This window comes from Rhizobium sp. Leaf341 (assembly GCF_001424325.1).
Lineage (GTDB): Bacteria > Pseudomonadota > Alphaproteobacteria > Rhizobiales > Rhizobiaceae > Ferranicluibacter.
In genome coordinates this window covers 79,444-104,469 of record NZ_LMPE01000002.1, presented here as the reverse complement: position 1 = coordinate 104,469, position 25,026 = coordinate 79,444, and the positions used below count along the sequence as shown (strand labels likewise).

General features: G+C 62.4%; 23 protein-coding genes, 1 tRNA gene and 2 riboswitches. Of the genes, 15 read left to right on the top strand and 9 right to left on the bottom strand.

What is annotated here, in order from left to right; translation table 11 throughout:
• The first annotated feature begins 3 nt into the window (after positions 1-3).
• The 4 genes from ASG03_RS00490 (at position 4) to ASG03_RS00475 (ending at position 4,564) form a co-directional block, all read left to right on the top strand.
• Positions 4-891, top strand: a complete 888-nt coding sequence (locus ASG03_RS00490) for a F0F1 ATP synthase subunit gamma (RefSeq protein WP_062691460.1) — start codon at positions 4-6, stop codon at positions 889-891.
• 23 nt (positions 892-914) lie between these two features.
• Positions 915-2,375 (top strand): F0F1 ATP synthase subunit beta, encoded by a 1,461-nt coding sequence (gene atpD, locus ASG03_RS00485; RefSeq protein ID WP_062477778.1) that lies wholly within the window; start codon positions 915-917, stop codon positions 2,373-2,375.
• Between the two features lie 113 nt (positions 2,376-2,488).
• The gene (locus ASG03_RS00480) at positions 2,489-2,893 is read left to right on the top strand and encodes a F0F1 ATP synthase subunit epsilon (RefSeq protein WP_062478131.1); all 405 of its coding nucleotides are present in this window, start codon (positions 2,489-2,491) and stop codon (positions 2,891-2,893) included.
• 243 nt (positions 2,894-3,136) lie between these two features.
• Positions 3,137-4,564 (top strand): mannose-1-phosphate guanylyltransferase/mannose-6-phosphate isomerase, encoded by a 1,428-nt coding sequence (locus ASG03_RS00475; protein ID WP_062691458.1) that lies wholly within the window; start codon positions 3,137-3,139, stop codon positions 4,562-4,564.
• A 15-nt stretch (positions 4,565-4,579) separates the two neighbouring features.
• On the opposite strand, the gene ASG03_RS00470 is transcribed toward ASG03_RS00475, so the two are convergent.
• Positions 4,580-5,683: a saccharopine dehydrogenase family protein gene (locus ASG03_RS00470; RefSeq protein WP_062691456.1), complete on the bottom strand. Its 1,104-nt coding sequence runs from the start codon at positions 5,681-5,683 to the stop codon at positions 4,580-4,582.
• Between the two features lie 115 nt (positions 5,684-5,798).
• Between ASG03_RS00470 and ASG03_RS00465 the strand changes: the two genes are divergently transcribed.
• Positions 5,799-6,230 carry an Lrp/AsnC family transcriptional regulator gene (locus tag ASG03_RS00465; protein ID WP_062691454.1) on the top strand — a complete coding sequence of 144 codons (432 nt, stop codon included), beginning with the start codon at positions 5,799-5,801 and terminating at the stop codon, positions 6,228-6,230.
• Between the two features lie 127 nt (positions 6,231-6,357).
• Here ASG03_RS00465 and ppa read toward each other — a convergent pair whose 3' ends face one another.
• Positions 6,358-6,891, bottom strand: a complete 534-nt coding sequence (ppa, locus tag ASG03_RS00460; RefSeq protein WP_062477787.1) for an inorganic diphosphatase — start codon at positions 6,889-6,891, stop codon at positions 6,358-6,360.
• Between the two features lie 151 nt (positions 6,892-7,042).
• Positions 7,043-7,549: a GNAT family N-acetyltransferase gene (locus ASG03_RS00455; RefSeq protein ID WP_062478137.1), complete on the bottom strand. Its 507-nt coding sequence runs from the start codon at positions 7,547-7,549 to the stop codon at positions 7,043-7,045.
• 449 nt (positions 7,550-7,998) lie between these two features.
• Here ASG03_RS00455 and ASG03_RS00445 point away from each other — a divergent pair, with 449 nt between their 5' ends.
• Positions 7,999-8,865 (top strand): RNA polymerase factor sigma-32, encoded by an 867-nt coding sequence (locus ASG03_RS00445; protein WP_062477793.1) that lies wholly within the window; start codon positions 7,999-8,001, stop codon positions 8,863-8,865.
• A gap of 81 nt (positions 8,866-8,946) precedes the next feature.
• Here the strand turns inward: ASG03_RS00445 and ASG03_RS00440 are convergent, their stop codons facing one another.
• From ASG03_RS00440 to thiB, 4 genes are all read right to left on the bottom strand, one after another.
• Positions 8,947-10,467: a M48 family metalloprotease gene (locus tag ASG03_RS00440; protein ID WP_082475466.1), complete on the bottom strand. Its 1,521-nt coding sequence runs from the start codon at positions 10,465-10,467 to the stop codon at positions 8,947-8,949.
• Positions 10,468-10,748: 281 nt separating this feature from the next.
• On the bottom strand, positions 10,749-11,453 hold the full coding sequence (locus tag ASG03_RS00435) for a thiamine ABC transporter ATP-binding protein (protein ID WP_062691450.1): 705 nt from the start codon (positions 11,451-11,453) through the stop codon (positions 10,749-10,751).
• A 46-nt stretch (positions 11,454-11,499) separates the two neighbouring features.
• Positions 11,500-13,197, bottom strand: coding sequence for a thiamine/thiamine pyrophosphate ABC transporter permease ThiP (gene thiP, locus ASG03_RS00430; protein ID WP_082475482.1), 1,698 nt, complete (start codon positions 13,195-13,197; stop codon positions 11,500-11,502).
• Positions 13,198-13,234: 37 nt separating this feature from the next.
• The gene (thiB, locus tag ASG03_RS00425) at positions 13,235-14,242 is read right to left on the bottom strand and encodes a thiamine ABC transporter substrate binding subunit (protein WP_062691737.1); all 1,008 of its coding nucleotides are present in this window, start codon (positions 14,240-14,242) and stop codon (positions 13,235-13,237) included.
• Positions 14,243-14,301: 59 nt separating this feature from the next.
• Positions 14,302-14,430: riboswitch (TPP riboswitch) on the bottom strand.
• A gap of 141 nt (positions 14,431-14,571) precedes the next feature.
• Here thiB and ASG03_RS00420 point away from each other — a divergent pair.
• The 4 genes from ASG03_RS00420 (at position 14,572) to ASG03_RS00405 (ending at position 19,369) form a co-directional block, all read left to right on the top strand.
• Positions 14,572-15,222 carry a thiamine diphosphokinase gene (locus tag ASG03_RS00420; protein ID WP_062691735.1) on the top strand — a complete coding sequence of 217 codons (651 nt, stop codon included), beginning with the start codon at positions 14,572-14,574 and terminating at the stop codon, positions 15,220-15,222.
• 2 nt (positions 15,223-15,224) lie between these two features.
• The gene (locus tag ASG03_RS00415; RefSeq protein ID WP_062691448.1) at positions 15,225-17,078 is read left to right on the top strand and encodes an ABC-F family ATP-binding cassette domain-containing protein; all 1,854 of its coding nucleotides are present in this window, start codon (positions 15,225-15,227) and stop codon (positions 17,076-17,078) included.
• Between the two features lie 102 nt (positions 17,079-17,180).
• Positions 17,181-17,258, top strand: a riboswitch (SAM riboswitch).
• 49 nt (positions 17,259-17,307) lie between these two features.
• Positions 17,308-18,231, top strand: coding sequence for a homoserine O-acetyltransferase MetA (gene metA, locus ASG03_RS00410; RefSeq protein WP_062691445.1), 924 nt, complete (start codon positions 17,308-17,310; stop codon positions 18,229-18,231).
• A 133-nt stretch (positions 18,232-18,364) separates the two neighbouring features.
• Positions 18,365-19,369: an aldose epimerase family protein gene (locus ASG03_RS00405; RefSeq protein WP_156381688.1), complete on the top strand. Its 1,005-nt coding sequence runs from the start codon at positions 18,365-18,367 to the stop codon at positions 19,367-19,369.
• Between the two features lie 201 nt (positions 19,370-19,570).
• On the opposite strand, the gene ASG03_RS00400 is transcribed toward ASG03_RS00405, so the two are convergent.
• Positions 19,571-19,645, bottom strand: a tRNA-Gly gene (locus ASG03_RS00400).
• A 348-nt stretch (positions 19,646-19,993) separates the two neighbouring features.
• On the opposite strand from ASG03_RS00400, the gene ASG03_RS00395 reads away from it, so the two are divergent.
• The 4 genes from ASG03_RS00395 to ASG03_RS00380 all read left to right on the top strand — a co-directional run bounded on the left by ASG03_RS00395 (position 19,994) and on the right by ASG03_RS00380 (position 22,619).
• Positions 19,994-20,503 carry a prolyl-tRNA synthetase associated domain-containing protein gene (locus ASG03_RS00395; RefSeq protein WP_082475463.1) on the top strand — a complete coding sequence of 170 codons (510 nt, stop codon included), beginning with the start codon at positions 19,994-19,996 and terminating at the stop codon, positions 20,501-20,503.
• Positions 20,504-20,585: 82 nt separating this feature from the next.
• Entirely contained in the window at positions 20,586-21,593 is a 1,008-nt protein-coding gene (gene trxA / locus ASG03_RS00390; protein ID WP_062691443.1) for a thioredoxin, read from the top strand.
• Positions 21,594-21,756: 163 nt separating this feature from the next.
• Positions 21,757-22,422 carry an LON peptidase substrate-binding domain-containing protein gene (locus tag ASG03_RS00385; protein WP_062691441.1) on the top strand — a complete coding sequence of 222 codons (666 nt, stop codon included), beginning with the start codon at positions 21,757-21,759 and terminating at the stop codon, positions 22,420-22,422.
• An 8-nt stretch (positions 22,423-22,430) separates the two neighbouring features.
• Positions 22,431-22,619: a Trm112 family protein gene (locus tag ASG03_RS00380; RefSeq protein WP_062477811.1), complete on the top strand. Its 189-nt coding sequence runs from the start codon at positions 22,431-22,433 to the stop codon at positions 22,617-22,619.
• A gap of 58 nt (positions 22,620-22,677) precedes the next feature.
• On the opposite strand, the gene ASG03_RS00375 is transcribed toward ASG03_RS00380, so the two are convergent.
• Positions 22,678-23,889: a ubiquinone biosynthesis hydroxylase gene (locus ASG03_RS00375; protein ID WP_062691431.1), complete on the bottom strand. Its 1,212-nt coding sequence runs from the start codon at positions 23,887-23,889 to the stop codon at positions 22,678-22,680.
• A 78-nt stretch (positions 23,890-23,967) separates the two neighbouring features.
• Between ASG03_RS00375 and tesB the strand changes: the two genes are divergently transcribed.
• Positions 23,968-24,873, top strand: coding sequence for an acyl-CoA thioesterase II (gene tesB / locus ASG03_RS00370; protein ID WP_062477818.1), 906 nt, complete (start codon positions 23,968-23,970; stop codon positions 24,871-24,873).
• The last annotated feature ends 153 nt before the right edge of the window (positions 24,874-25,026 follow it).

The window sequence follows — 25,026 nt, the reverse complement described above, 5'->3', positions numbered from 1 at the left end:
TGGATGCCTTCTCTTAAGGATCTGAAGAACCGGATCGCCTCCGTCAAGGCGACGCAGAAGATCACCAAGGCGATGAAAATGGTCGCCGCGGCGAAGCTTCGGCGTGCGCAGGAGGCGGCCGAGGCCGCCCGCCCGTACTCGCAGCGCATGAGCATCGTTCTGTCGAACATCGCGCAAGCGGTCGGTACGGATGACACTGCACCGTTGCTGATGACGGGCACAGGGCGGGACAAGACGCATCTTCTCGTCGTCTGCACGGCGGAACGCGGTCTTTGCGGCGGCTTCAACAGCCAGATCGCGCGTTTTGCGCGCGATCATATCCGCAAGCTCCTGGCCGAAGGCAAGACGGTCAAGATCATCTGTGTCGGCAAGAAGGGCTATGATATCCTTCGCCGTGAATTTGCTTCGCTGATCATCGACCGGGTGGATCTGCGCGAGGTCAAGAAGATCGGCTTCGAGAACGCGGATCAGATCGGCAAGAAGATCATCGGCCTGTTCGACAAGGGCGAGTTTGACGTCTGCACGCTGTTCTACTCCGAATTCAAGTCGGTGATCAGCCAGGTGCCGACGGCGCTGCAGCTCATCCCGGCCGCCGTTCCCGCAGCAACATCGACATCGGCCGACGCCGGTTCGGCTGCCATCTACGAATACGAGCCGGACGCAGGCGAGATCCTGAGCGACCTCATTCCGCGCAATATTTCGGTCCAGGTGTTCCGGGCACTGCTCGAGAATGTGGCGGGCGAAATGGGTGCGAAGATGAGCGCGATGGACAATGCCACGCGCAATGCCGGCGAGATGATCAACAAGCTGACGTTGAGCTATAACCGCCAGCGTCAGGCTCAGATCACCAAGGAACTCATCGAGATCATTTCGGGCGCGGAAGCGCTCTAAGGTTAGGACAAGAGGGTAAGAACATGGCTGATACAGCGACCCCGAACTACACCGCAGCGACGGCCGCCGCCGTTGGCCGCGTCACGCAGGTTATCGGCGCTGTCGTCGACGTGGCTTTCGAAGAAGGTCAGCTGCCGCAGATCCTGAACGCGCTCGAAACCGACAACAACGGTTCGCGCCTGGTTCTCGAAGTGGCGCAGCACCTCGGTGAGAACGCTGTTCGCACCATCGCCATGGACTCGACCGAAGGTCTGGTTCGCGGCCAGAAGGTCACGGACACCGGTGCGCCGATCACCGTTCCCGTCGGCCTGGAAACCCTCGGCCGCATCATGAACGTCATCGGCGAGCCGGTGGACGAAGCCGGACCGCTCATCACCTCGGGCAAGCGCGCCATCCACCAGGAAGCGCCGTCCTACGTCGAACAGTCGACCGAAGCCCAGATCCTGGTCACCGGCATCAAGGTCGTCGACCTGCTTGCGCCGTATGCACGTGGCGGCAAGATCGGCCTGTTCGGCGGCGCCGGCGTCGGCAAGACCGTTCTGATCATGGAACTGATCAACAACGTCGCCAAGGCACACGGCGGCTACTCGGTGTTTGCCGGCGTGGGTGAGCGTACGCGCGAAGGCAACGACCTTTACCACGAAATGATCGAATCCGGCGTGAACAAGCATGGCGGCGGCGAAGGCTCCAAGGCAGCTCTCGTCTACGGTCAGATGAACGAGCCGCCGGGCGCGCGCGCGCGCGTTGCGCTCACCGGTCTGACGATCGCCGAGCAGTTCCGTGACGAGGGTCAGGACGTCCTGTTCTTCGTCGATAACATCTTCCGCTTCACGCAGGCCGGCTCCGAAGTGTCGGCTCTGCTCGGCCGCATTCCCTCGGCCGTCGGCTATCAGCCGACGCTCGCCACGGACATGGGCCAGATGCAGGAACGCATCACGACCACGACGAAGGGTTCGATTACCTCGGTCCAGGCAATCTACGTTCCTGCCGACGACTTGACCGACCCGGCTCCCGCCACCTCGTTCGCCCACCTCGATGCGACGACCGTTCTGTCGCGTTCGATCGCCGAAAAGGGCATCTATCCGGCTGTGGATCCGCTGGACTCGACCTCGCGCATGCTCGACCCGATGGTTGTCGGCGAAGAACACTACGAGGTTGCCCGTAAAGTCCAGACGACACTGCAGCGCTACAAGTCGCTTCAGGACATCATCGCGATCCTGGGCATGGACGAACTGTCGGAAGACGACAAGCTTTCGGTCGCACGCGCCCGCAAGATCGAGCGCTTCCTGTCGCAGCCCTTCTTCGTAGCCGAAGTGTTCACCGGTTCGCCGGGCAAGCTGGTCGCCCTCGAAGACACGATCAAGGGCTTCAAGGGTCTCGTCAACGGCGAGTACGACCACCTCCCGGAAGCTGCCTTCTACATGGTCGGCTCGATGGAAGAAGCGGTCGAAAAGGCCAAGCGTCTGGCTGCTGAAGCCGCTTAATCGTACGGACGGCGCGTCAAGGGCGCGCCGTCGCTCCTTCCGGTTGGAAGGGGCGAGAGGTCAGGGACCCGCAGAGCCGCTTGCCGGCGTCCGCGCCACAAGAAGTGAAGATCATGGCTGATTTCAAACTCGAGCTCGTTTCCCCAGAGCGTCTTCTGCTGTCCGAGCAGGTCAGCGAAGTCGTCATTCCGGCGACGGATGGCGAAATGACCGTCATGGCCAACCACGCACCGACCATGACGACGATCAAGCCGGGCGTGATCACCGTCAAGACCGCTGGTGGCCAGACGAACCGTTACGTCGTGTTCGGTGGCTTCGCCGATATCCTTCCGACGGGCTGCACGGTGCTTGCAGAGTCTGCCATGCCGGTCAGCGAGTTCGATGCCACGCTGGTCGAGCGACGGATCGAGGCGGCTCGCGCGGAACTTGATCAGCCGCATCACGGCGACGAACATCGCACCAAGATCGAGAATTTCCTCTCGGAGCTGACGCAGCTCAACGAGAATGTCTCGGGCTGATCGAGCGCGATAAGAACCGGCCTAGGCCGGTTTTTTTATGTCTGTCCCGAACTGGCATTTCCGCCGCGGCCAGCGACTTGTCGGTTCGCAGAGCGACGTCGATACAACGGTTAACCGCATCTTACCGAGCCTGTGATAGCTCGTGCATCGTCGCTGTCGGGGCGCGGCAGGGCACGTTCAGCACCTACGCCAGCCCCGTGCAGTCCGAAGGCTGGTGAGCCCAAACAGCAGAAAGGGAGTGGCATGTCGGTAAAGATCGTCCCGATCATCATGGCAGGGGGCAAGGGAACCCGGCTGTGGCCTCTTTCTCGTTCGACGGCGCCGAAACAATTCCTCCAGTTCCTCAGCGATCACTCGCTGTTTCAAAAGACGCTCCTGCGCATTTCAGACCCGGCGCTCTACGCGCCGCCCATCATCGTGACGAATGCGGAATTCCGCTTTATCGTTGCCGAGCAGGCACAGGCCGTGGGCGTGCCCCTGGCGTCTATTCTCCTGGAACCCGTTGCGCGCAACACGGCGCCTGCCTTGGCGGCGGCGGCGTTCGTTGTTGTCCGGGATCATGGCGAGGATGCCATCGTTCAGGTTCTCGCATCCGATCATGAGATCGAGGCCGACGAGGTCTATCGGGACTGCATTCGCCTTGCTCGCGACACGGCCGCAGCCGGCTGGCTGGTCACTTTCGGCATCACGCCGACCGAACCGGCAACCGGTTATGGCTATATCGAGACAGGAAAGGCGCTTCCGGGTGGTGCCCGGACGGTTGCGCGTTTCGTCGAAAAGCCGAACCGGGAAACCGCCGAGACGCTTCTGGAAACGGGAAACTACCTCTGGAACTCCGGCATGTTCATGCTGCCGGCCCGCCCGTTTCTCGCCGATCTTGCCCGGTTCGAGCCGGACGTGCATGCCTCTGCGCTGGCGGCCGTCGAGATGGCGCGACGCGACCTCGATTTCGAGCGCCTGGACGAGGCTGCCTTCTCGAAGGCGCCCGACATTTCGGTGGACTATGCGGTCTTCGAGCGCACGGCGCTTGCGGCGGTCGTCCCGTCGTCCTTTCCCTGGTCGGACCTGGGGAGCTGGGATTCTGTCTGGGCCGTCGGGCGGAAGGATGAGGCGGGAAACGTCGTCGGCCAGAAGGTCAGCGTTTCGGACACGCGAAACTCGCTCGTTCTGTCGCGTGACATCCATCTGGCGGTGCACGGTCTGGATGATATCGCCGTCATCGCCAGTGAGGATGCGGTCTATGTCGGTCGCCTCGCCGACAGCCAGAATGTCGGACAGATCGTCAAAGCACTGGCGCGCTCCGAGACGACCCGGAAGCTGACGGAGGTTCATCCTACATCCTACAAACCGTGGGGCTCCGTCGCCTCGGTGCTGAGCGGCGACCGCTTCGAGGTCAAGCGCCTTTCCATTGCGCCCGGCCGAAAGATTTCGTTGCAGAAGCACTTCCATCGCGCGGAGCATTGGGTGGTCGTGAAGGGGACGGCCGAGGTGACCCTGGGTGATGAAACGCGTCTTCTGAACGAGAACGAGTCCATCTATGTCCCACAAGGCGTCACCCACCGCCTTACCAATCCAGGCAAGATCCCGCTGGAGTTGATCGAGGTCCAGACGGGATCCTATCTGTCGGATGACGATACGGTGCGTCTGGACGACGAGTTTGGCCGGCTCTGAGGCCGGCCCGGTCGTTCAGCTCGCAAGCTTTTCGGTAACGCGGCTGTCGGCATAGTGGCGGCCGAAGCGGTTGGCAAGGAACGCATCAAGGGCGATGTCTTCCTGGCGAACGAAGCCTCGAGCGGGAAGATCGCCGGCTGCGAGCATGTCCAAGACGGCACAGATGCTGGCAGCCGTGGTGATCTGGATGGCACTCATCATCCGGCCGGATACCACGCCACTATAGATCTTGTTGGCATAGGTTTCCTGGACCAGCCGCCCGTCTCGATGACCGGAGACGGTGACGAAAACGATGACCACGTCTTGCGTCGTGGCGGGCAGCGCATTTTCGAGGATATCCTTCAACACGTCGCGGCGATGACGCAGGCCGAGGTCGTTCAGCAGCGCCTTCATGATGGCGGCGTGTCCGGGATAGCGGATCGTGCGGTAGTTCAGGGTCCGCACGCGGCCAGCCAGGCTCTCGCACAGCGTGCCGAGGCCGCCAGAGGTATTGAACGCTTCATAGGTCACGCCGTCGAGCGAGAACTCTTCGCGCTCCTCAAGGGCCGGAACGGCGGTCAAGCGCCCTTCAACGATGGCTTCGCAGGGTTCGATATATTCGTTGATGACCCCATCCGTGCTCCAGGTGAGGTTGTAGTTGAGCGCGTTCGAGGGATATTGCGGCAGGGCCCCGACACGCATGCGGACGCTGTCCAGGCTGTCGAAGCGGGCTGCAAGATTCTGTGCGACAATGGAAATGAAGCCGGGTGCAAGTCCACATTGCGGGATGAAGGTACTGCTGGCGTTTTCTGCGAGCTTCTTCACCTGACGTGTAGACTCCACATCCTCGGTGAGATCGAGGTAATGCACGCCGCTGCGGGCGGCAGAGGCAGCGATCTCGACCGTGAGATGGAAAGGTGCGGCACTGAGCACGGCAAAGGCACCGGCCAGCAATGCATCCATTGCCGCAGGGTCCGCGATATCGACGGTCTTTGTGGAGATGGCGGCGTGGGTGCCCAGACGTGACAGCTGCTCCGCACTCCGGTCCGCAACGATGACCGCATAGTCACCCGAGGTTGCAAGCAAGTGTGCAATCGTTGCGCCGATCTTCCCGGCGCCGATAACGACGATGTTTTTCATGATGTTCCCCTTCCGATTTGCGGGTAAGCATGCATCGGGACGGTGTTGCCCAGAAGCGCCGATTTGTGCAAAAGGAAGGTCCACATTCGGCATTTCGCCGACAGGACTGATCGCTATGACGATATCCGACAGTGATCGTGCGCTCTTGGCATTGCTCGGTGAAAACGCGCGCATGCCAACGGCGATGCTTGCGCGCAAGCTCGGCCTGTCGCGTACCACCGTTCAGGCACGGCTCGAACGGCTCGAGCGCGAAGGCGTGATCACCGGCTATGGCGTTCGTCTCTCCAGCGACTACGAGCGCGGCCTCGTGCGGGCCCATATCCTCATCACGCTCGCGGCCAGAGCACTGCCGCGGGTGACACGCGATCTCGACGCGATGCAGGCCGTTCGTATCGTGCATTCCGTCAGCGGCAGCTTCGACCTGATCGCCATTGTCGAAGCCGCCTCGATCAGTGCGCTCGATCTGGTCATCGACCAGATCGGGACGATCGAAGGCGTCGAAAAGACATTGTCATCGATCGTGCTCTCGACGCGGATCAGCCGCTGATCGGGAGGGTGTGTGCCGTGATCCTCAGTATCGCCCCGTCAAGCTGTGCCCGAAATCCCTTTCGGCGACACGCAAAAAGACCGCGCCTCTTGCGGGACGCGGTCTTGGTCGTGACGATCGAATGGACTTACTTGGCGGTCTTTGCGCGTTCGATCGATTCGATGATCAGCTGACGCGCAACGGCTGCGTCCTTCCAGCCGAAGATCTTGACCCATTTGCCGGGTTCGAGATCCTTGTAGTGCTCGAAGAAATGCTCGATTTGCTGAAGCGTGATTTCCGGCAGGTCCGTGTATTCCTTGACCTTGTCGTATCGCTTGGTGAGGTGCGCGCTCGGCACCGCGATGATCTTCTCATCCTTGCCGGAATTGTCTTCCATCATCATCACGCCGATCGGGCGGACGTTGATGACGCAGCCGGGCACGAGCGGCCGCGTGCTGGCAATCAGGACATCGATCGGATCTCCGTCATCCGACAGCGTATGCGGCACGAAGCCGTAATTGCCCGGATAGGTCATGGGTGTGTAAAGAAAACGATCGACAACGAGCGTGCCGGCTTCCTTGTCCATCTCGTACTTGATCGGATGGCCACCAACGGGAACCTCCACGATGACGTTGATGTCTTCCGGCGGGTTCTTTCCGATCGAGATTGCGTCAATACGCATGAAGCCTCCATGCTCCTGAGGTGGGACTGACGTCCGATAAAGCCAAACCTGCCGTTGTGCAATATCAGCGGTGGCTGGAAGCGGTCATTTGTCAGCAAAGAGTTAAGGAGCGTCCGTTTCCGTCGTCCGCCGGCCGCTGCAAAAAGGCGCTTCAGTTCCAGACATGGCCGATCTTCTTCAGGCTCTTGCCGCCGAAGTCCTCCATCCCTTCGCAGATATCGCGGCCTCCGGCGTTGCGGAAGAAGCGGTCGGCTTGGGTGCAGTCTTCCAGACACCAGACGACGAGGCCGCGGCAGCCGAGCGACTTCAGCAGGCTGCTGGCCTCCCCGAAGAGGATGCGCCCCAGGCCGATGCCCTGATACTCCGGCCGGAAATAGATTTCATAGATTTCGCCTTCCTGCGGCAGCGCGCGGGCGCGGGACAGGCCGAGTGTTGCATAGCCTGCGATCACGCCGGCGACATCGATGACGAGAAGCGTGGAGGGGCCGCCGGTCGCCTTGCGCCACCAGCTCGCATTGCGCCGATCGATCATCTTGTTCAGGGGAAGATGCGGAATGAGGCCGGAATAGGTGTGAAGCCAGGAAACACGATGGACCTGCGAGATCTCGGCGGCGTCTCTTGCCATGCCGGGACGGACTTCGATGGACAGTGTCTTCATGGTGCGCGCGCTGATCCTGGCCGGCTCGTCTTCGTCTTGCCGCGGCATCATGCCGAGGTTCGCTAAAATTAACGGCATTTTAACGAACGCGGCAAGCGCGAATTTTCATCGCACGCAGAACCTCACGTGCTCTCTCCGTTCGCGATGTCCTTTCCAGTGGCCGACGAGCGCTTCGAGAGCGTGCTGGATGTGGGAGTGATCAAAAGAGATCGCGAGGCGCCACATCGTGGTGCTCCTGCGGAACTTTTCGAAAAGACAGGCGTTATGAAACGTCCGATCGAATGGCCATGCGCCGGATCGGACCCAGATCACACCGGTGTCCATCTACGTGGCGTCGTCTCATACAACGGATTTAGGGCGTCTCGATTGCAGGTCAAGTGTTCACCTCTGCAATGCCGTCACCCGAACCAGCCCGGAGGCACGGTCACGTGCCCGTCATGGAGTAGCCTATGAAAAATCTCTCTGCAGACAGGCGCATGATCAAGATTGCCATGGCGGCCCCATACCTGGAGCGCGGCGAGGAACAACTGTTGGCACAGGCTTGGAAGGATAACCAGGATCAGGACGCGCGCAACAAGATCGCCATGGCGCATATGCGCCTCGTGATCTCGATGGCCGCCAAGTTCCGCCATTTCGGCTTGCCGATGGGGGATCTCGTTCAGGAGGGTCACATCGGTCTTCTGGAAGCAGCGGCCCGTTTCGAGCCGAGCCGGGACGTTCGTTTCTCCACCTACGCAACCTGGTGGATCCGCGCTTCAATGCAGGATTACGTGTTGCGCAACTGGTCGATCGTTCGCGGCGGTACGTCTTCTGCGCAGAAGGCTCTCTTCTTCAATCTGCGGCGGCTGCGGGCAAAGCTTGCCCAAGGCAACAGCCAGTTGACGGCCCGGGCCGTCCATGAAGAAATCGCCTCTGCTCTCGGCGTCAGCCTTGCCGATGTCCAGACGATGGATGCGCGCCTTTCCGGCAGCGACTCGTCTCTCCAGGCCCCGATTTCGTCGGGTGACTCCGATAGCGGCGAGCGCCTTGATCTCCTCGCCTGTGCGGCGCCTCTGCCGGACGAGCAGGTCACCGACATGATCGACCAGGAACGCCGGAAGAACTGGCTCGGACATGCGCTGGAACAGTTGAACGATCGCGAGATGAAGATCATCCGCGCCCGCCGGCTGTCGGAAGACAGTGCAACCCTTGAAGAGCTAGGCGCGGATCTCGGCATTTCCAAGGAACGCGTTCGCCAGATCGAGACGCGTGCGCTCGAAAAGCTCAAGGTCGCCCTCGTTGCGCAGGCACCGGAGCTCGCGCTGACGGCGCACTGACCGCTCTATTTTCCTCACACGAAAAGGCCCGCCAACATGGCGGGCCTTTTCGTGTGTCTCGGATGGCTTGGCTGCGCGTGATTATTCCGAAATGATCTTCATGCGGTCGCCCGGCTTGATCGTCGAGGTGATCTGCAGGGCATTGATCAGCCGGAAGAGATCGAGCTTGCGGTCGGTGCCCATCATTCGGGCTGAAAGGGTCGCAAGCGTATCGCCCGGCGCGACGGTGATGACGCGGATGCGCAGCGGCTTCAGCGCGGCGGCCTCCTGCGGGTTCATGCGGCGGAAGGACGTGCGCAGCACATCCGCCGTCGGCTCCAGCGATGGCGTCCCCTTTGGCACCGCGGTCAGGAAACGATAGATCTGGGTGTCGATGCGCAGCACCGTCACGTCGAAATCCCAGCGATCGGCCGAAGCCCGCGCCGTCGCGGCTTCCAGCCCGTTGATCGTGATGGCGTGGATCGTGTCGGGCTGCAGACCGGTCACCCAGCCGCTTGCGATATAATCCGTCAGACTGCGATGCTGGGTATCGGCCACGCCGTCGAAGCGGATGGCCGTTTCGCCGGGACCTGTCGCGAGGACGGCCTCGGCCTTGTTGTCGATCTGGAACCCTGCGGGAACATCGAAGCGGATGCCGAGCTTGCCGTGCAGGAACGTTTGGCCGCGGACGTAGCCCTCCTGTGGGCTATCGCCATAGAGCAAGCCATCGATGCCATCGAGGAAATAGTCGCGACCGCGGTCGCCTGTCGTTCCCTCAGGGCCGAAGGCGCGGGCGTGGCGTCGGGCAAGCTCCACGCGCTGCGGCGCGTTCGGATGGCTCGAGAGAAAGTCCATGCTCTGGTCATTTTCCGGATCGACGGAGGAGAACCGGCTATAGGCGGCCATCGCATCGAGAAAGCGGGCTGCCGCATAGGGATCGTAGCCGGCTTCTCCCAGCATGCGCACTCCGATGACATCGGCCTGCAGTTCCTGGTTCCGCGAGAATGCAGCGAGCCGAAGCTTGCCGCGAGCAAGCGCCTGCTTGCCGGCGAGATCACTCGAGAGAACCTCCGAAACCACACGGCTGGCGATAACTTCGGCTTCCTCGCGCTGCTGCCGCTGGATGCCGTGATTGGCGGTGACGTGCGCCATCTCGTGCGACAGAACGGCGGCGACCTCCGAGGCATCGTCGGCGAGCGCAAGAAGGCCACGGGTGACGTAGAGATAGCCGCCTGGCAAGGCAAACGCATTGATGGCAGGGGAGTTGAGGAGCGTGATGCGATAGGACTGGTTCGGGTTCTCCGAAACGGCCGTCAGTGCGCCGGTGATCCGGGCAACCAGGCGCTCGGTCTTCTCGTCCTTGTATTCGCCGCCGTAGCTTGCAACGATACGGGGATGCTCACGGGCGCCCATTGCGGCACGGGGGTCGTTCTTCTGGACTTCATCGACAATCTGGGGCGTGGCGGACGGGGAGACGCTCGGCTCATAGCTCTGTTCGATCGCACTCTGGCAACCGGCAAGCGACAGCAAAGCGAGACCGGCGACGGACGCGCGCAGGGTGCCTGCAATGCCGCGGGTCGACAGGGATCCGCCGTTCCGCTTGTTCCGCTCTTTCACCGTCATGCCTCAGCCCATGTTCGCGTCCGGCAGCGTGCCGACCACACTTGCGGCAGTTCGGCAGAGCCGCCCTACATCCTGAGATACGCGCAATCGCTCCGTTTCCCAGAGCCCGATCTAGCCTATTCATGCGCCATATGCCTACTGCATAATTCCGCGGCCCTATCGGTTTTGCGGAAAAAGACGCAGACGGCCGTCCTGTTCGTCTCCGATGCGGGCCTGATGATATCGTCTCTTCCGGTGCCATAGGGCCGCGGTCAAATTGTGGCATGTGTCGCCCACGCGGCTCAGGACGCAGGTGGACGCGCTCCGAGAAAGCGTGCGACGACGTCGGGTTCCGTGCGCTGGAGGAACGTGCCGGCTTCCTCGTGCAGAGCAACCTTGCCGTCATCGAGAAACAAGACGCGATCGGCAAGGCGGCGGACGTCGTCCGCGTGGTGGGTAACGAGAAGGATGGTGCTCGCATGCTTCTCCTGCAGTGCTGCCAGCAGTTCGCCCATGTCCTGCCGCAGCGCCGGGTCGAGAGCTGCAAAAGGCTCATCCAGCAGAAGAAGCGGGCGGTTGCGCACCAGCGCCCGGGCGAAAGCTGCGCGCTGGCGCTCTCCTCCCGACAACGTCGGCGGAAGGCGCCCGGCAAATCCGGCAAGGCCGACGTCGTCGAGCGCGCTTTCGATCCGAGCGCGATCGGCGCTCGTCAGCTTCAGCGCCGGACTGATGCCGAGGCCGACATTCGTCGCGATATCCAGATGCGCAAAAAGATTGTGCTCCTGAAAGATGACCGAGACCGGACGCAGAGCGGGCGGACTGTCGGTCGCATCCTCTCCGAAAATGCGCAGACGACCGGAATCCGGCGTCTCGAAACCGGCGATGAGATTGAGCAGGGTCGATTTTCCGGAACCGGAGGCGCCCGTAATTGCCGTGATCTTTCCGCTTTCGATAGCGGCATCGAAGACCAGCGTCTGCGGGACAGGATGGCCCGGGAAGCGGACCATCACCTGTTCCAGGCGGACGGCGATCGGGGTTGGCGCGCTTGCTGGCCTATCCGGCTTCATGATGTCCCCTCCCGATTCTCCCGCGCGGTTCCAAGGCCCGCGGTGTTCCAAGGAATGTCAGGACGACGCAGACGAGACCGAGGAGAAGCGCAAGGCCGGCCGCATCCGTCGTGCGGTAGCTTCCCATGCGGCTGAAGAGCAGGAACGGCAGCGTGATCATGTCCTGCGACCCGAACAAGGCAACTGCCCCGAGATCTCCGAGCGAGAGCGCGGCTGCAAACGACAGTGCCATCAACAGCGGGCGCCTCAGACCCGGTCCGTCGACCAGCCGAAGACGCGACCAGCCGCGGATGCCGAGGCTTGTGGTAAGGCGGTCGGTGCGGGCGGCGTGCGTTGCGATGGCCGGAGCCAGCACGCGAACGACGAAGGGCAGCGCCATCAGCGTGTTCACGGCCGTGATGACGGCGGGCGCAAAGCGTGCGACATCGCCGAGCGGGCGCAGCACCAGGAACCATCCCGCCCCGATGACGACCGGCGGCACCAGAAGGATGAGCGACGTGCCGGCAGCAACGCCTCCGGAGAAGACCTGTGCGAATCCACCCGGCCGACGTGGCGATAGCAGGATCTGGCGGGTGGTCAGCATGGCGGTTGCAAGTGTGACGGACAGGACCGCGGAGACCGCGGCAATCGCGAGACTCGTCGCCGTAGCCCGGTGGACCTGCGGATCTGTGGCAAGCTTGAAAAGATCGGAGACGAGACCGGAAACAAGCACGGAGGCAAGCGGCGCCGCAACGAACAGGGCCGCCAAAGCCACGACGAAGGCGTCGAAGAGGATAAAGATGGACGATCCGCTGTCGAAGCGACGCACCGGCCGGCCAGTCGTCGGTGCCTCGGTGGCCGGGGGGGTCAACCAGCGGAGAAGGATGAGGAGGAGGGCGGTGACGGCGATCTGCAGAGCCGACAGGGCGATCGCCCGAGACGGATCGAAGTCGAAGCGCAATGCCTGATAGATCGCCACCTCCAGCGTGCTCGCCGCAGGGCCGCCGCCGAGCGTCAGCACCAGCGTGAAGCTGGTGGCGCAGAGCATGAAGACCAGGCCGGCGACGCCGGAAAGAAGGCCTCGAATGACAGGCCACTCGATGAACCGGAAGAGCTGGACGGGCGACAATCCGAGATTGGCGGAAACCAGCCAGTACTCGCCGGGAATGCGCTCCAGTCCCGACAGGAGAAGCCTGACGGCGAGCGGCATGTTGAAGAAGACGTGCGCGACGAGGATGCCCGTCAGACCATAGATCGCGATGGGTCGGCCGAGATCGAGCAAAGCCAGGAGGTCGTTCGCAATGCCTTGCCGCCCCCAGATGCCGACGATGCCGAGGGCTGCCACCAGCGCCGGCAGGCCGAGCGGCAGCGCCATCAGCCTTACGATCCATATCCGGCCCGGAAAATGGCGTCGACGGGCCAGCGCCAGAGCAACGGGAATGGCGAAGGCGATGGACAGGAGCGTGGAAAGGCCCGCCTGGGCCAGCGTGAAGCGCGCAACCCGCCAGAGATAGGCATCGAACATGTCGCTCGTTGCGCCGGCTCCGGCGGAGATGCCTTCGCGAGACGCGGCGAGCGACAGAGCGACGATGGCGGTGCCGACGAACAGCACGATGCCGGCGAGGCCCGCAACGCCCAGTCCGGATGTCAGGCGGCGCGTGTGACCGCCGCCTTGGAGGACGAGGCGCGGAGGATCGGCGCGCATGGCCCGAGCGCGCTTTGTATTGGCGCGCATCGGCAGCTCAGTTCCGGCTCATGGCGGACAGCCATTCGTCGATCCAGGCCTTGCGGTTTGCAGCGACCTCGTCCGAACGCATGAGGAAGGTCGTCTTCGGCTGCACGAGTTTGCCGAAGGCGTCCGGCAACGGCTCCCCGGGCTTGCCCACCGGCATCATCCAGTTCGTGGTCGGCAGGATCGCCTGTGCCTGCGGGCCGGTCAGGAAGGCGAGAAAGGCCTTGGCGAGTTCAGGATCGCGCGCGGCCTTCGTCATGCCGGCCACCTCGATCTGGATGTAGTGACCTTCGGCAAAATCCGCCGCCTGGTAGCGGTCGCTGTTTTCGGACACCATGTGATAGGCCGGCGAAGTCGTGTAGGAGAGCACCATCGGCGCTTCGCCCTTGGTGAACAGGCCATAGGCCTCCGACCAGCCGGGCGTGACGGTCAGGATGCGATCCTTGAGCTTCTTCCAGGCGTCCGCGGACTGGTCGCCATAGACGGATTTCACCCAGAGGAGCAGGCCGAGACCCGGCGTGGATGTTCGCGGGTCTTCGATGATGATCTTGTCCTGCCCGCCGCCTTCGACGAGCTCCTTCAGGCTCTTCGGCGGGCTCTTCAGCATCTGGGTGTCGTAGACGAAGGCAAAGTGGCCGTAATCATAGGGCACGAAACTATCATCCGAAAAGCCGCCGGGGACAGTCAACGCCGATGTGTCGAGACCATGCGGAGCGAAGAAGCCCGTGGCCTTGCCTTCGGCAACGAGATTGGTGTCCAGACCGACGACGACGTCCGCCTTGGCGGCAGGGCCTTCCAGCTTCAGCCGCGTCAGGAGTTCCACGCCGTCGGCGACGCTGACATAGGTGATCTTGCAATCGCAGGTCTTCTCGAACGCTTCCGCGATCTTCGCGCCAGGTCCCCATTCGCTCGTGAAGCTTTCATAGGTGTAGACCGTCAGCGTCTTTGGCTCGGCGGCTTCGGCATCGACGATGCCGAGCAGGGTGCCGCCAGCGAGAAGCAGGGTTGTCGTGGTCATCGAAAGCCATGTAAAGCGCATGCGCGTCTCCTTCAAAAAACGTGTTCAAGGGGGATAGCGCTTGCGAGCCGTCTAATCCCTCCGCCGGTGCAAACCGGATCAGGTTCCGCGGGTTGGCGTGTCGCCTCTCAGCCGGTCTTTCGAAACGACGGGTCGTCGCAGAAAGAAAGGCACCCCGTTAGAGCATGGAAAGATCTAGCCCTGGTCCCGCAGATTGGCAAGATGACGCAAGCGCGACAGACAAGCAGATGAGCGCGCGTCCCATATCTTTCGGGCTTTCACAGCCTTTCACCTTTGCCTCTGCGGCAGCTTCGCGCTATGGCAGCGCGATGACCGCAACTGCATTCACCATCCTGCTCGGCGGGCCCTTGACGATGACCGACCGGCTCGCCGCGCAGCTTGCCGGAACCCGCGTGATCGCCGCCGATGGCGGCATGCGACACGCGGCGGCCATCGGCCTCGCGCCAGAGCTCTGGGTCGGTGATTTCGACTCGACGCCGCAGGCTTTGATGGCCGCCTGGCCCGACGTGCGGCGCGAGCCCTATCCGCCCGCCAAAAACGAGACCGACGGCGAAATCGCCGTGGCGGCGGCACTGGAACGTGGCGCGCGGAAGCTGGTTCTCGCCGGCGCGCTCGGGGGCGAGCGCAGCGATCACGCCTTCCAGCACCTTCTCTACAGCCTGCATCTTGCCGAAACCGGGCTCGACGTCCTCCTGACCTCGGGCGAGGAGGAGGCGGTGCCGCTGCTGCCCGGCATCACGGAGGTCGCCTTGCCAAGGGGCTGCCTGTTCTCCATCTTGGGTCTTGATACCCTAACCGACCTCTCCATTGCCGGCGCGCGCTATCCTTTGAGCCGTTTCGCGATGCCCTTCGGCTCATCGCGCACCATTTCCAACGTGGCGGAAGGACCCGTACAGCTGACGCTTGGCGCGGGCCGCGCGATGCTTGTCGCCCGCCCTCTCGACATGACAGGAGCCTGACCATGGCGCCGCCCATTCTCAAACTCGACGATATCGTCCTGACCTTCGGCGGTACGCCACTGCTCAACGGTGCAGCGCTGCAGGTCGAGCCAGGCGATCGCATCTGCCTTGTCGGCCGCAACGGCTCGGGCAAGTCGACGTTGCTCAAGATCGCCGCAGGCCTGATCGAGCCACAGTCGGGCGAGGTGTTTCGCCATCCGTCGTCCACGGTGCGCTATCTGGAACAGGCGCCGGACTTCGGCGCCTATACCACGGTCCAGGCCTATGCCGAGGCAGGGCTAGGGCCGGGCGACGATCCCTATCGTGTGACCTATCTGCTCTCGCATCTGGGGTTGAGCGGCCAGGAGAATCCGAACGATCTCTCCGGGGGCGAGGCGCGACGTGCGGCGCTGGCCCGGGTGCTTGCGCCCGAACCCGATATCCTGATGCTCGACGAGCCGACCAACCATCTCGACCTGCCGACTATCGAATGGCTGGAAGGCGAGCTGCAGAAGACCCGGAGTGCCCTCATCCTCATCTCCCACGACCGTCGCTTCCTGGAGAAGGTTTCGACCGCCACCGTCTGGCTCGATCGCGGCACGTCGCGCCGGCTTGACCGGGGGTTTGGTCAGTTCGAGGCCTGGCGGGACCAGGTACTGGAACAGGAGGAACTGGAGCAGCACAAGCTCGGCAAGCAGATCGAACGGGAAGAGCACTGGCTGCGCTATGGCGTGACCGCCCGGCGCAAGCGCAACATGCGCCGCCTCGGCGCTCTGCAGGATCTGCGCTCCAACTATCGCGGCCACAAGGGACCTCAGGGCTCGGTACAGGCGAGCGTTTCCGACGCGCAGGAATCCGGCAAGCTGGTGATCGAGGCCGAGAAGATCGCCAAGGCTTATGGCGCGCGCACCATTGTTGCGCCGTTCTCTATCCGGGTGCATCGCGGCGACTGCATCGGTCTCGTCGGTCCGAACGGTGCCGGCAAGACCACGCTTCTGAAAATGCTCACCGGCCAGTTGAAGCCGGACGAGGGCAAGGTGAAGCTTGGGACCAACCTCGAGATCGCGACGCTTGACCAGAAACGCGAAGACCTCAATCTCGAGGATACGCTGGCGAATTACCTGACCGACGGGCGCGGCGAAACACTGCTGGTCAACGGCGAGCAACGGCATGTGACCGGCTACATGAAGGAGTTCCTGTTTCAGCCCGAGCAGGCGCGCACGCCGATCAAGAATCTGTCCGGCGGCGAGCGGGCGCGGTTGATGCTGGCGCGTATTCTCTCGCGCCCGACGAATCTTCTGATTCTCGACGAGCCGACGAATGATCTCGACATCGAGACGCTGGACCTCCTGCAGGAGATCGTCGCGGGCTTCGCCGGCACGGTGATCCTCGTCAGCCATGATCGCGACTTTCTTGACCGCACGGTCACCTCGACCATTGCGCCGGCCGCCCCGGAAGCACCGGACGGGCGATGGATCGAATATGCGGGCGGCTATTCGGATATGATGGCGCAGCGCAAGGGCCTGGCCGACGAGCGCAAACGCGCGGAAAAGGCCGAAAAGGCCCGCAAGGCGGGTAACACGCAGACGGGTGGCCCGCAGACGGCGGGGCAGGGTTCGGCGGCCGCTAAGCCGGCCAAGGGAAAATTGTCCTTCAAGCAGAAGTTTGCCCTCGAGAACCTGCCGAAGGAGATGGAAAAGGCGCAAGGCGAGATCGCGAAGCGCGAGGCGGAAATGGCCGATCCGAAACTCTTTGCAAAGAACCCCGCGCGCTTTGCCGCCCTGGCTGCAGAACTCGAAAAGCTGCGGGCGTCGATCGAGACGATGGAAAGCGCGTGGCTGGAGCTGGAAATGCTGCGCGAGGCGTTAGAGGGGTAGGTAGACGACAAGCGGGGGCGGTCGTTCGCCGTGACGTCCGTCCCGTGCTGTCGCTTGACGGCGGCGTTGGCTGTCCTTGATTCGCACCCGTATCGGGTCTATGACTTGCGCCGTGGTGATTTGGCCGGCCGGCTTGCAGCCACGTTAAACAAGTCGCTAAAGGGCCGTGGGACGATGTTTCGCCCGCTACCCTCCATTTCGGCCGGTGTCGTTATTCCGAGTGAAGCCGATGCCCATCAAGATACCCGATACGCTGCCCGCTTTCGAAACCCTCGTCTCCGAGGGCGTGCGGGTCATGACCGAAACGGCCGCCATCCGTCAGGATATCCGGCCGCTGCAGATCGGGCTTCTCAACCTCATGCCGAACAAGATCAAGACCGAGGTACAGATGGCGCGTCTTGTCGGTGCGTCGCCGTTGCAGGTCGAGTTCACGCTGATCCGACTTGGCAGCCATAAGGCAAAGAACACCTCCGAAGATCATCTGCTCGCCTTCTACGAGACGTTCGAAGACGTTCGTGAACGGCATTTCGACGGTCTCATCATCACCGGCGCACCGGTCGAGCTTCTGCCGTTCGAAGAGGTCACCTATTGGGAGGAGATGCGCGAGGTCTTTGCCTGGACGCATACGCACGTTCATTCCACGCTCAACATCTGCTGGGGCGCGATGGCGGCGATCTATCATTTCCACGGGGTGCCCAAGCATCCGCTGCGGGAAAAGGCCTTCGGGGTCTATCGCCACCATATTCTTGATCCGTCTTCCGTCTATCTCAACGGCTTCTCCGACGATTTCCAGATCCCGGTATCGCGATGGACCGAAGTTCGGCGGGAAGATATCGAGAAGGTGCCAGGGCTAGAGATTCTCATGGAGTCCGACGAGATGGGCGTCTGCTTCGTGCACGAGAAGGCCGGCAATCGTCTCTACGTCTTCAACCACGTGGAATATGATTCGACCTCCCTGTCGGACGAGTATTTCCGCGATGTTCACGCCGGCGTGCCCATCAAGATGCCGTACAACTATTTTCCGCACAACGACCCGGAGCTTCCGCCGCAGAACCGGTGGCGCAGTCATGCGCATCTGCTTTTCGGAAACTGGATCAACGATATCTATCAGACGACGCCCTACGAACTGAGCGAGATCGGCAAGGGTCGCTGATGCGGTCATGCGTGCCGCGCCAACGCGGCGCGACGAGGTAGATCCGCGGAAGCGCGGGGAGAGAACGAGGTTGGCGGTGCCCATGGCGCTGCGAACGAACACATGCGAGGAGCGCAATTTGACCAGCACTGCAATGGAGATTTTCGGCCATCTGACAACAGGCGAGCCCGTACATCGCGTGACGATCCGTGGTGGCGGGCTGACGGCCCACGTCATCACCTGGGGCGCCGTGATCCAGGATCTGCGGCTTGACGGCCACGCGCCGCCGCTGGTGCTGGGTTTCGAGTCATTCGCAGATTATCCGGCCCATTCGTCCTACTTTGGCGCGACACCGGGTCGTTCGGCAAACCGCATCGGTGACGGCCGCTTCTCGATCGACGGCGAGGCATTTCAGCTCGAGCTGAACGAGAAAGGCGTGACCCATCTTCACGGCGGCAGCGACGGCATCGCCAAGCGCCTCTGGACCATTTTCGACGTCACCGAGGATTCTGTTTCCCTGAAGATCACCGATCCCGCGGGCCGCGCCGGCTATCCGGGAAACTGCGAGATCGCGGCGACCTATCGGCTTTCCGGTCATGGGTGCCTGACCGTCTCCTATACGGCGACGACGGATGCGCCCACGATCGCCAATCTCTGCCAGCACACCTACTTCAACCTCGATGGTCGCCCGGACACGCTCGGCCACGACATCATGATCGCGGCCGATCACTATCTGCCGACCGACGAGCGGCAGATCCCGACCGGTGAGATCGCAACCGTCGAAGGCACTGCGTTCGATCTGCGGGAAATGACATCCATGCGCCGGCAAACGGAAGGCGCGAAGGTGCTCTACGACCATAACTTCTGCCTGTCGGGCGACCGCGGTCCAAAGCGGTCCGCTGTCCTTGCGCGAAGCATCGATTCAGGTGTTTCGCTGGAAGTGCGCACGACGGAGCCCGGCGTCCAGTTCTATTCCGGCTTTAAGCTGCACACGCCGGTTCCCGGTCTTGAAGGCCGGACCTATGGTCCGTTTGCAGGCTTCTGCCTGGAAACCCAGATCTGGCCCGACGCGGTCAATCACGAAGGATTCCCGAACGCGATCCTGCGTCCCGGCGAGACGCTGCGGCAGGAAACGGATTACATCTTCACCAAGAGCTGACCATCAGCGGGCGGGCGTCCGTTGTGGATGCCCGCCTGTCGAACACGTGGACGATCATCTCCTGGGCCTGCCGGCCCGGGCAATCCCATCGTGTGGGGACATCGCCTCCGTCAAGTCAAGCGTATCGCGCACAAACGCAGGCGGCTTCCCCTTGCGGGCAGACCTGCTGATTATCTTCGATGTCTTCGTCGTGAGAAAGAATGGAGCGGGTGAAGCGATTCGAACGCTCGACCCCAACCTTGGCAAGGTTGTGCTCTACCCCTGAGCTACACCCGCTCATCAACCAAGGTCCGGGGGTAGTCGGTGGACCGTGGCGTCGCCGTTTTCGTTGGCGACGGGCGCTATATCGCTCAGCCGATTTGGAAATGCAACAGGGAAATGACGGCGACGGCGGAAAATTCCCGAAATTTCTTCTAAACCATTGTTACGATGGGGGTTTTGAAATGATCCCGGTGCACGGAAGCTATGCCGTGAAACGGTATTCTCCCCAAGATCCCGATGTAGAGGGCGCGGCGCAGGCCGGATCCTCAGGATTGCGCTCGAGAGATGGTCGCTGTCGTCTCTGCGATTGCGCTGCGGTCTGTCGCTTCGTAAGCATGTGAGGCGCAGGCATAGGAGCAGGACATGACGGATATGCAGCCGAAAACGGCAGACGATCTTTTCCGCTTCCTCGATGATCTCGGGATTGCTCACCGCACGAAGCAGCATGCTCCGGTGTTCACGGTCGCTGAATCGGTAGCGCTGCGCGACGAGATTCCCGGTGGACATACGAAGAACCTGTTCGTGAAGGACAAGAAGGACAATTACTTCCTTCTGACCGTCGAGGAGCATGCGACCGTCGATCTGAAGACGGTGCACACGCTGATCGGGGCGGCCAGCAAGGTTTCTTTCGGCAAGCCGGAAAAGCTGATGGAATATCTGGGCGTCATTCCCGGTGCCGTCACCGCGCTTGGCGTGATCAACGATCATGGCAAGGCCGTGACCCTGGTTCTGGATGCGGACCTGATGGCCGAGGAGATCGTCAACTGTCATCCCCTGACGAACGACGCAACCACGTCCCTTTCGTCGAAAGATCTGATCCGCTTTGCGGAGGCGACAGGGCACGTGCCGCTTGTCTTGAAAGTCACGGCCTGACATACGATCTTGAGGGCGATTGCCGGATGACATTCGGCGTTGGCAGGATCGGGGCTGCGCATGGTCCCGCAAGGAGCATTCGATGAGCGGCAACAATCCCTATTCTGGTTCCTACGGCAGTCAGATGAGCGCAACGGCCACCTATGGCGGCGCGCCGACCGGCGCTTCTGCGTCGCCGGTGCCGTCGTCGCCCGCCGCGCCTGCTGCGGGTCACGCGCTGATCTCCGACACGACGACGGCCACTTTCGCCCGCGACGTTCTGGAGGCCTCACGGGATCTCCCGGTCCTCGTGGATTTCTGGGCCCCCTGGTGTGGTCCGTGCAAGCAGCTGACGCCGATCATCGAGAAGGTGGTGACCGAAGCCGGCGGACGGGTGAAGCTCGTCAAGATGAACATCGACGATCACCCCTCGATCGCGGGGCAGCTTGGCATTCAATCCATTCCCGCCGTCGTTGCCTTCATAGGTGGTCGTCCGGCCGACGGCTTTATGGGGGCGGTTCCCGAAAGCCAGATCCGGGCGTTTATCGAGAAGATCGCCGGTCCGATGGTCGACGATCAGGCGGCGGAGATCGAGGCCGCGCTGGCCGAAGCCCGGCAGCTGCTCGAGGCAGGCGACCTCCAGAACGCCGGCGGCATCTTTGCGTCGGTGCTTCAGGTCGATCCGGAACATCTCCCGGCTCGAGCCGGACTTGCCGAGGTGATGATGGCCTCGGACGCCATCGATCAGGCGCGAGAGATCCTGTCCGAGCTTTCGGACGAACAGAAGGCGGATTCCTCGGTTTCCCCCCTGCTGAAGCGGCTCGACCAGATCGACGAAGCCCGTAAGCTCGGCGATCCCAAGGCACTGGAAGCCGCCCTCGTCGCCGATCCCGACGATCATGCCGCTCGTTTGAACCTTGCCAAGATCCGCAACGTCGAGGGCGACCGCCAGGCGGCTGCCGATCACCTGCTGGCGATCATGCGGCGGGATCGCACCTTCGACGATGACGGTGCCCGACGCGCGCTGGTTGCCTTCTTCGAGGTCTGGGGACCTGCGGACCCGGCGACGCTGTCGGCACGCCGCAAGATGTCGGCCATCCTGTTCTCGTGAACTTTTCGGGGCCGGAGCCGTTTCCTCCGGTTCGACATACGGCATTTGAGCAAGCGCGTTTCCCGCTTGAGATTTCCGGCAAGCGCACCATGTGATCCCTTAATGCGAGGCGGACGGGTCGATGATCGACCCGTTGCCCCAGATATGGCGGAGTTTGCCTGAGATGCAGGTCGGAAATGCACGATATCTGAAGCCGAGGGATATTCCGGACGTCATTCCGGTGTTTCCACTGACCGGTGTTCTGTTGCTGCCAGGCTCGCAGTTGCCGCTCAATATCTTCGAGCCGCGCTATCTCGCAATGTTCGATGATGCGCTCTGCGGGAATCGCCTGATCGGCATGGTACAGCCCTCGCTGACGGACCACAGCGAAGACAGCCAGGCACTGTGCCAAGTCGGCTGCGTCGGCCGGATCACGTCCTTTGCCGAAATGGAAGACGGACGCTACATCACCTCGCTGACTGGCATCTGCCGCTTTCGCCTGTTCGACGAGGTGCATCCGGTCAAGGGGTATCGCAATTTCAAGATAGCGCCCTTCGCGGGCGATCTCACGGAGTCCGAAGACGAGGCGCAGGTGGATCGCGAGGCGCTTCTGGCTGCCTTCAAGGCCTATCTCGACACCAACAAGCTGGAAGCCGATTGGGAGAGCGTGGAGCGCGCCGGCAATACCACTTTGGTCAACTCCATGGCGATGATGCTGCCCTACGGGCCGGCTGAAAAGCAGGCGCTTCTCGAAGCGCCGGACCTGAAGACCCGCGCCGATACGCTGATCGCAATCACAGAGATCGTTCTCGCCAAGACATTCGGCGACATTGAAACCATACTGCAATAGGCATCGCGATGGACGAAAAAACCCGTCGGGTCGATCCGAAACTGCTCGAGCTTCTCGTCTGCCCCTTGACGAAGGGTCGGCTCAGCTACAGCGCGGCGGAAAACGAGCTTGTTTCGGAGAAGGCGAAACTCGCCTATCCGATCCGCGACGGTATCCCGATCATGCTTATGTCCGAGGCGCGCAAGATCGAGGACTGATGGCCCCGCTTGGTCGCCGTGTCCCGCAGCGAAAGCGCGGACGGTGTTGCTTCAGCGCCTAGATCGGCTTGCCGGACAGGAGTTTCGGATCGCCGCCAGCGGCGGCCCCGGCCTGGCGGATGAAAAAGGATTTGAGCGGGGTCAGTCGATCCACCAAGCCCAGACCAACATCGCGCAGCATCCGCACCGGCATGATGTCGTTGGAGAAAAGTCGGTTCAGCACATCCGTCGTTACGCCCATGCGAACGGTATCGAAGCGCCGCCACGTCTGGTAGCGCTCGAGAACGCCCAGAGACCCGATGTCGAGACCGAGGCGATCGGCATCGACGATGGTTTCCGCTAGCGCTGCCACATCCTTGAAGCCGAGATTGAGGCCCTGCCCTGAGATGGGGTGAATGCCGTGTGCCGAATCGCCGGCCAGGGCGAAGCGGTTGGCCACGAAGGCGCGGGCCAGTGTGAGGCCGAGAGGAAAGGCGCGGCGACCGCCGACAACCTTCAGGGCGCCGAGCTTGTACCCGAACCGGCGTTCGAGTTCCGCCTCGAACACGAGGTCGTCACTCTCGATCAGGCGGTTGGCGTCTTCCGTCCTTTCGGTCCAGACGAGCGACGAACGGTTGCCGCGCAGCGGCAACGTGGCGAAGGGGCCTGCCGGCAAGAAGTGCTCTTCCGCCGTTCCATCGTGGGGGCGCTCGTGCTCGACCGTGGTGACAATGCCGGATTGGCCATAGTCGAAGTTCACCGTCTTGATGCCCGCTGCATCGCGAAGCCTGGAGCGCACACCATCGCAGGCAACAAGCAGGCGCGCCTCGATCTCGCCGCCGTCGATCAGGTTGAGCCGGACGGCGTGATCGTCTGCGGTAAAGCCGCTGGCGGTCGTCGATGGCCTGATCTCGATGCCGAGGCTTGCCGCCCTGTCCCGCAGAGCGCCGACCAGTGCAACGTTCGGAACCATGTGCGCGAACGGACGGTCCGCCTCCGCGTCGCCCTCGAACGTGAGGAAGACGGGACGGACAGGGTCCGACGTCTTGGAGTCCGTGATGGCCATGCGGCGGATCGGCTCGGCGTTCGGCGCGATCGTCTGCCAGACCCCGATGACGTCGAGCATGGACGATGCAGCGGCAGCGATGGCGGAAGCACGCTCGTCTCCGCGCCAGGCTCCGTCCGGCGCGCCGTCGATCAGGGTCACCGAGAGATGCGGCGCCGCCGTCTTGACCGCGACCGCCAGCGAGAGTCCGACATATCCGCCGCCTGCCACCAATAGATCGATCATCCGTCCCGTCCTTCGTTCTTGTCCTTTTGCGCTATATAGAACATCGACGTCATGCTTCCTACCGCCGGAGACCGCGCAATGTCCAATGATCCCCTCCACGACGCCGCCGGGGCCGGAACTGCCACCGCCATGGACGGTCTCCTGCAGACGCTGGACCTGGAAACGCTGGAAGAAAACCTGTTCCGCGGCGTGTCGCCGCAGGTCGGCTGGCAGCGCGTGTTTGGCGGGCAGGTGATCGGGCAGGCGCTGGTCGCGGCCCAGCGGACGGTCATGGCGGATCGCTTCGTGCATTCGCTCCATGCCTATTTCATGCGACCGGGCGATCCGGCCGTGCCCATCATCTACGAGGTTGATCGTATTCGTGACGGAAGCAGCTTCACGACGCGCCGCGTGGTGGCAATCCAGCATGGAGCGGCCATCTTCTCCCTCTCGGCCTCGTTTCAGGTCGAGGAAGAAGGACTGGAGCACCACATTGCCCCGCCTCTGGTGCCCCAGCCCGAAGAGCTGATGGGTGAAGCCGAGATGAAGGCGATGTTTCTCGCCAATGCGCCTGGGGCGATCCGCCGCTACTGGGAGCAGCCGCGCCCGATCGAAATCCGGCCCGTGTCGTTGAAGCACTATGTTTCGCGCGAGCCGCAGGAGCCGGTGCAGCATGTCTGGGTCAAGGCGACGGGCGCAGTGCCTGATGAACGTCCGTTGCAGGCGGCGGTCCTTGCCTACATCTCCGACATGACGCTGCTCGACACGTCGCTGCGTGCCCATGGAACGTCGATCTTCGATCGTCACTTGCAGGTGGCGAGCCTCGACCACGCCATGTGGTTTCACCGTCCCAGCAAGCTCGATGACTGGCTGCTCTACACGCAGGACAGCCCCAGCACGGGAGGTGCCCGCGGCATGAACCGGGGCAGCCTGTTTGACCGTTCGGGAAACCTGATCGCATCCGTCGCCCAAGAGGGTCTGATTCGGAAAAAGGCAGATGCGTAATCTCTGAGCAAATTTTTCCAAATGCATATTTTATAGCCAAAAATTCTGGCCAATATTTAGCGTTTCTCTCCGCCACCTCTCGGTGAATGCGGCGATTCCCTGTCGTTTCCTTTATTTTTGGATGTCGTGCCGAACTGGCACGCGCCTTGAATA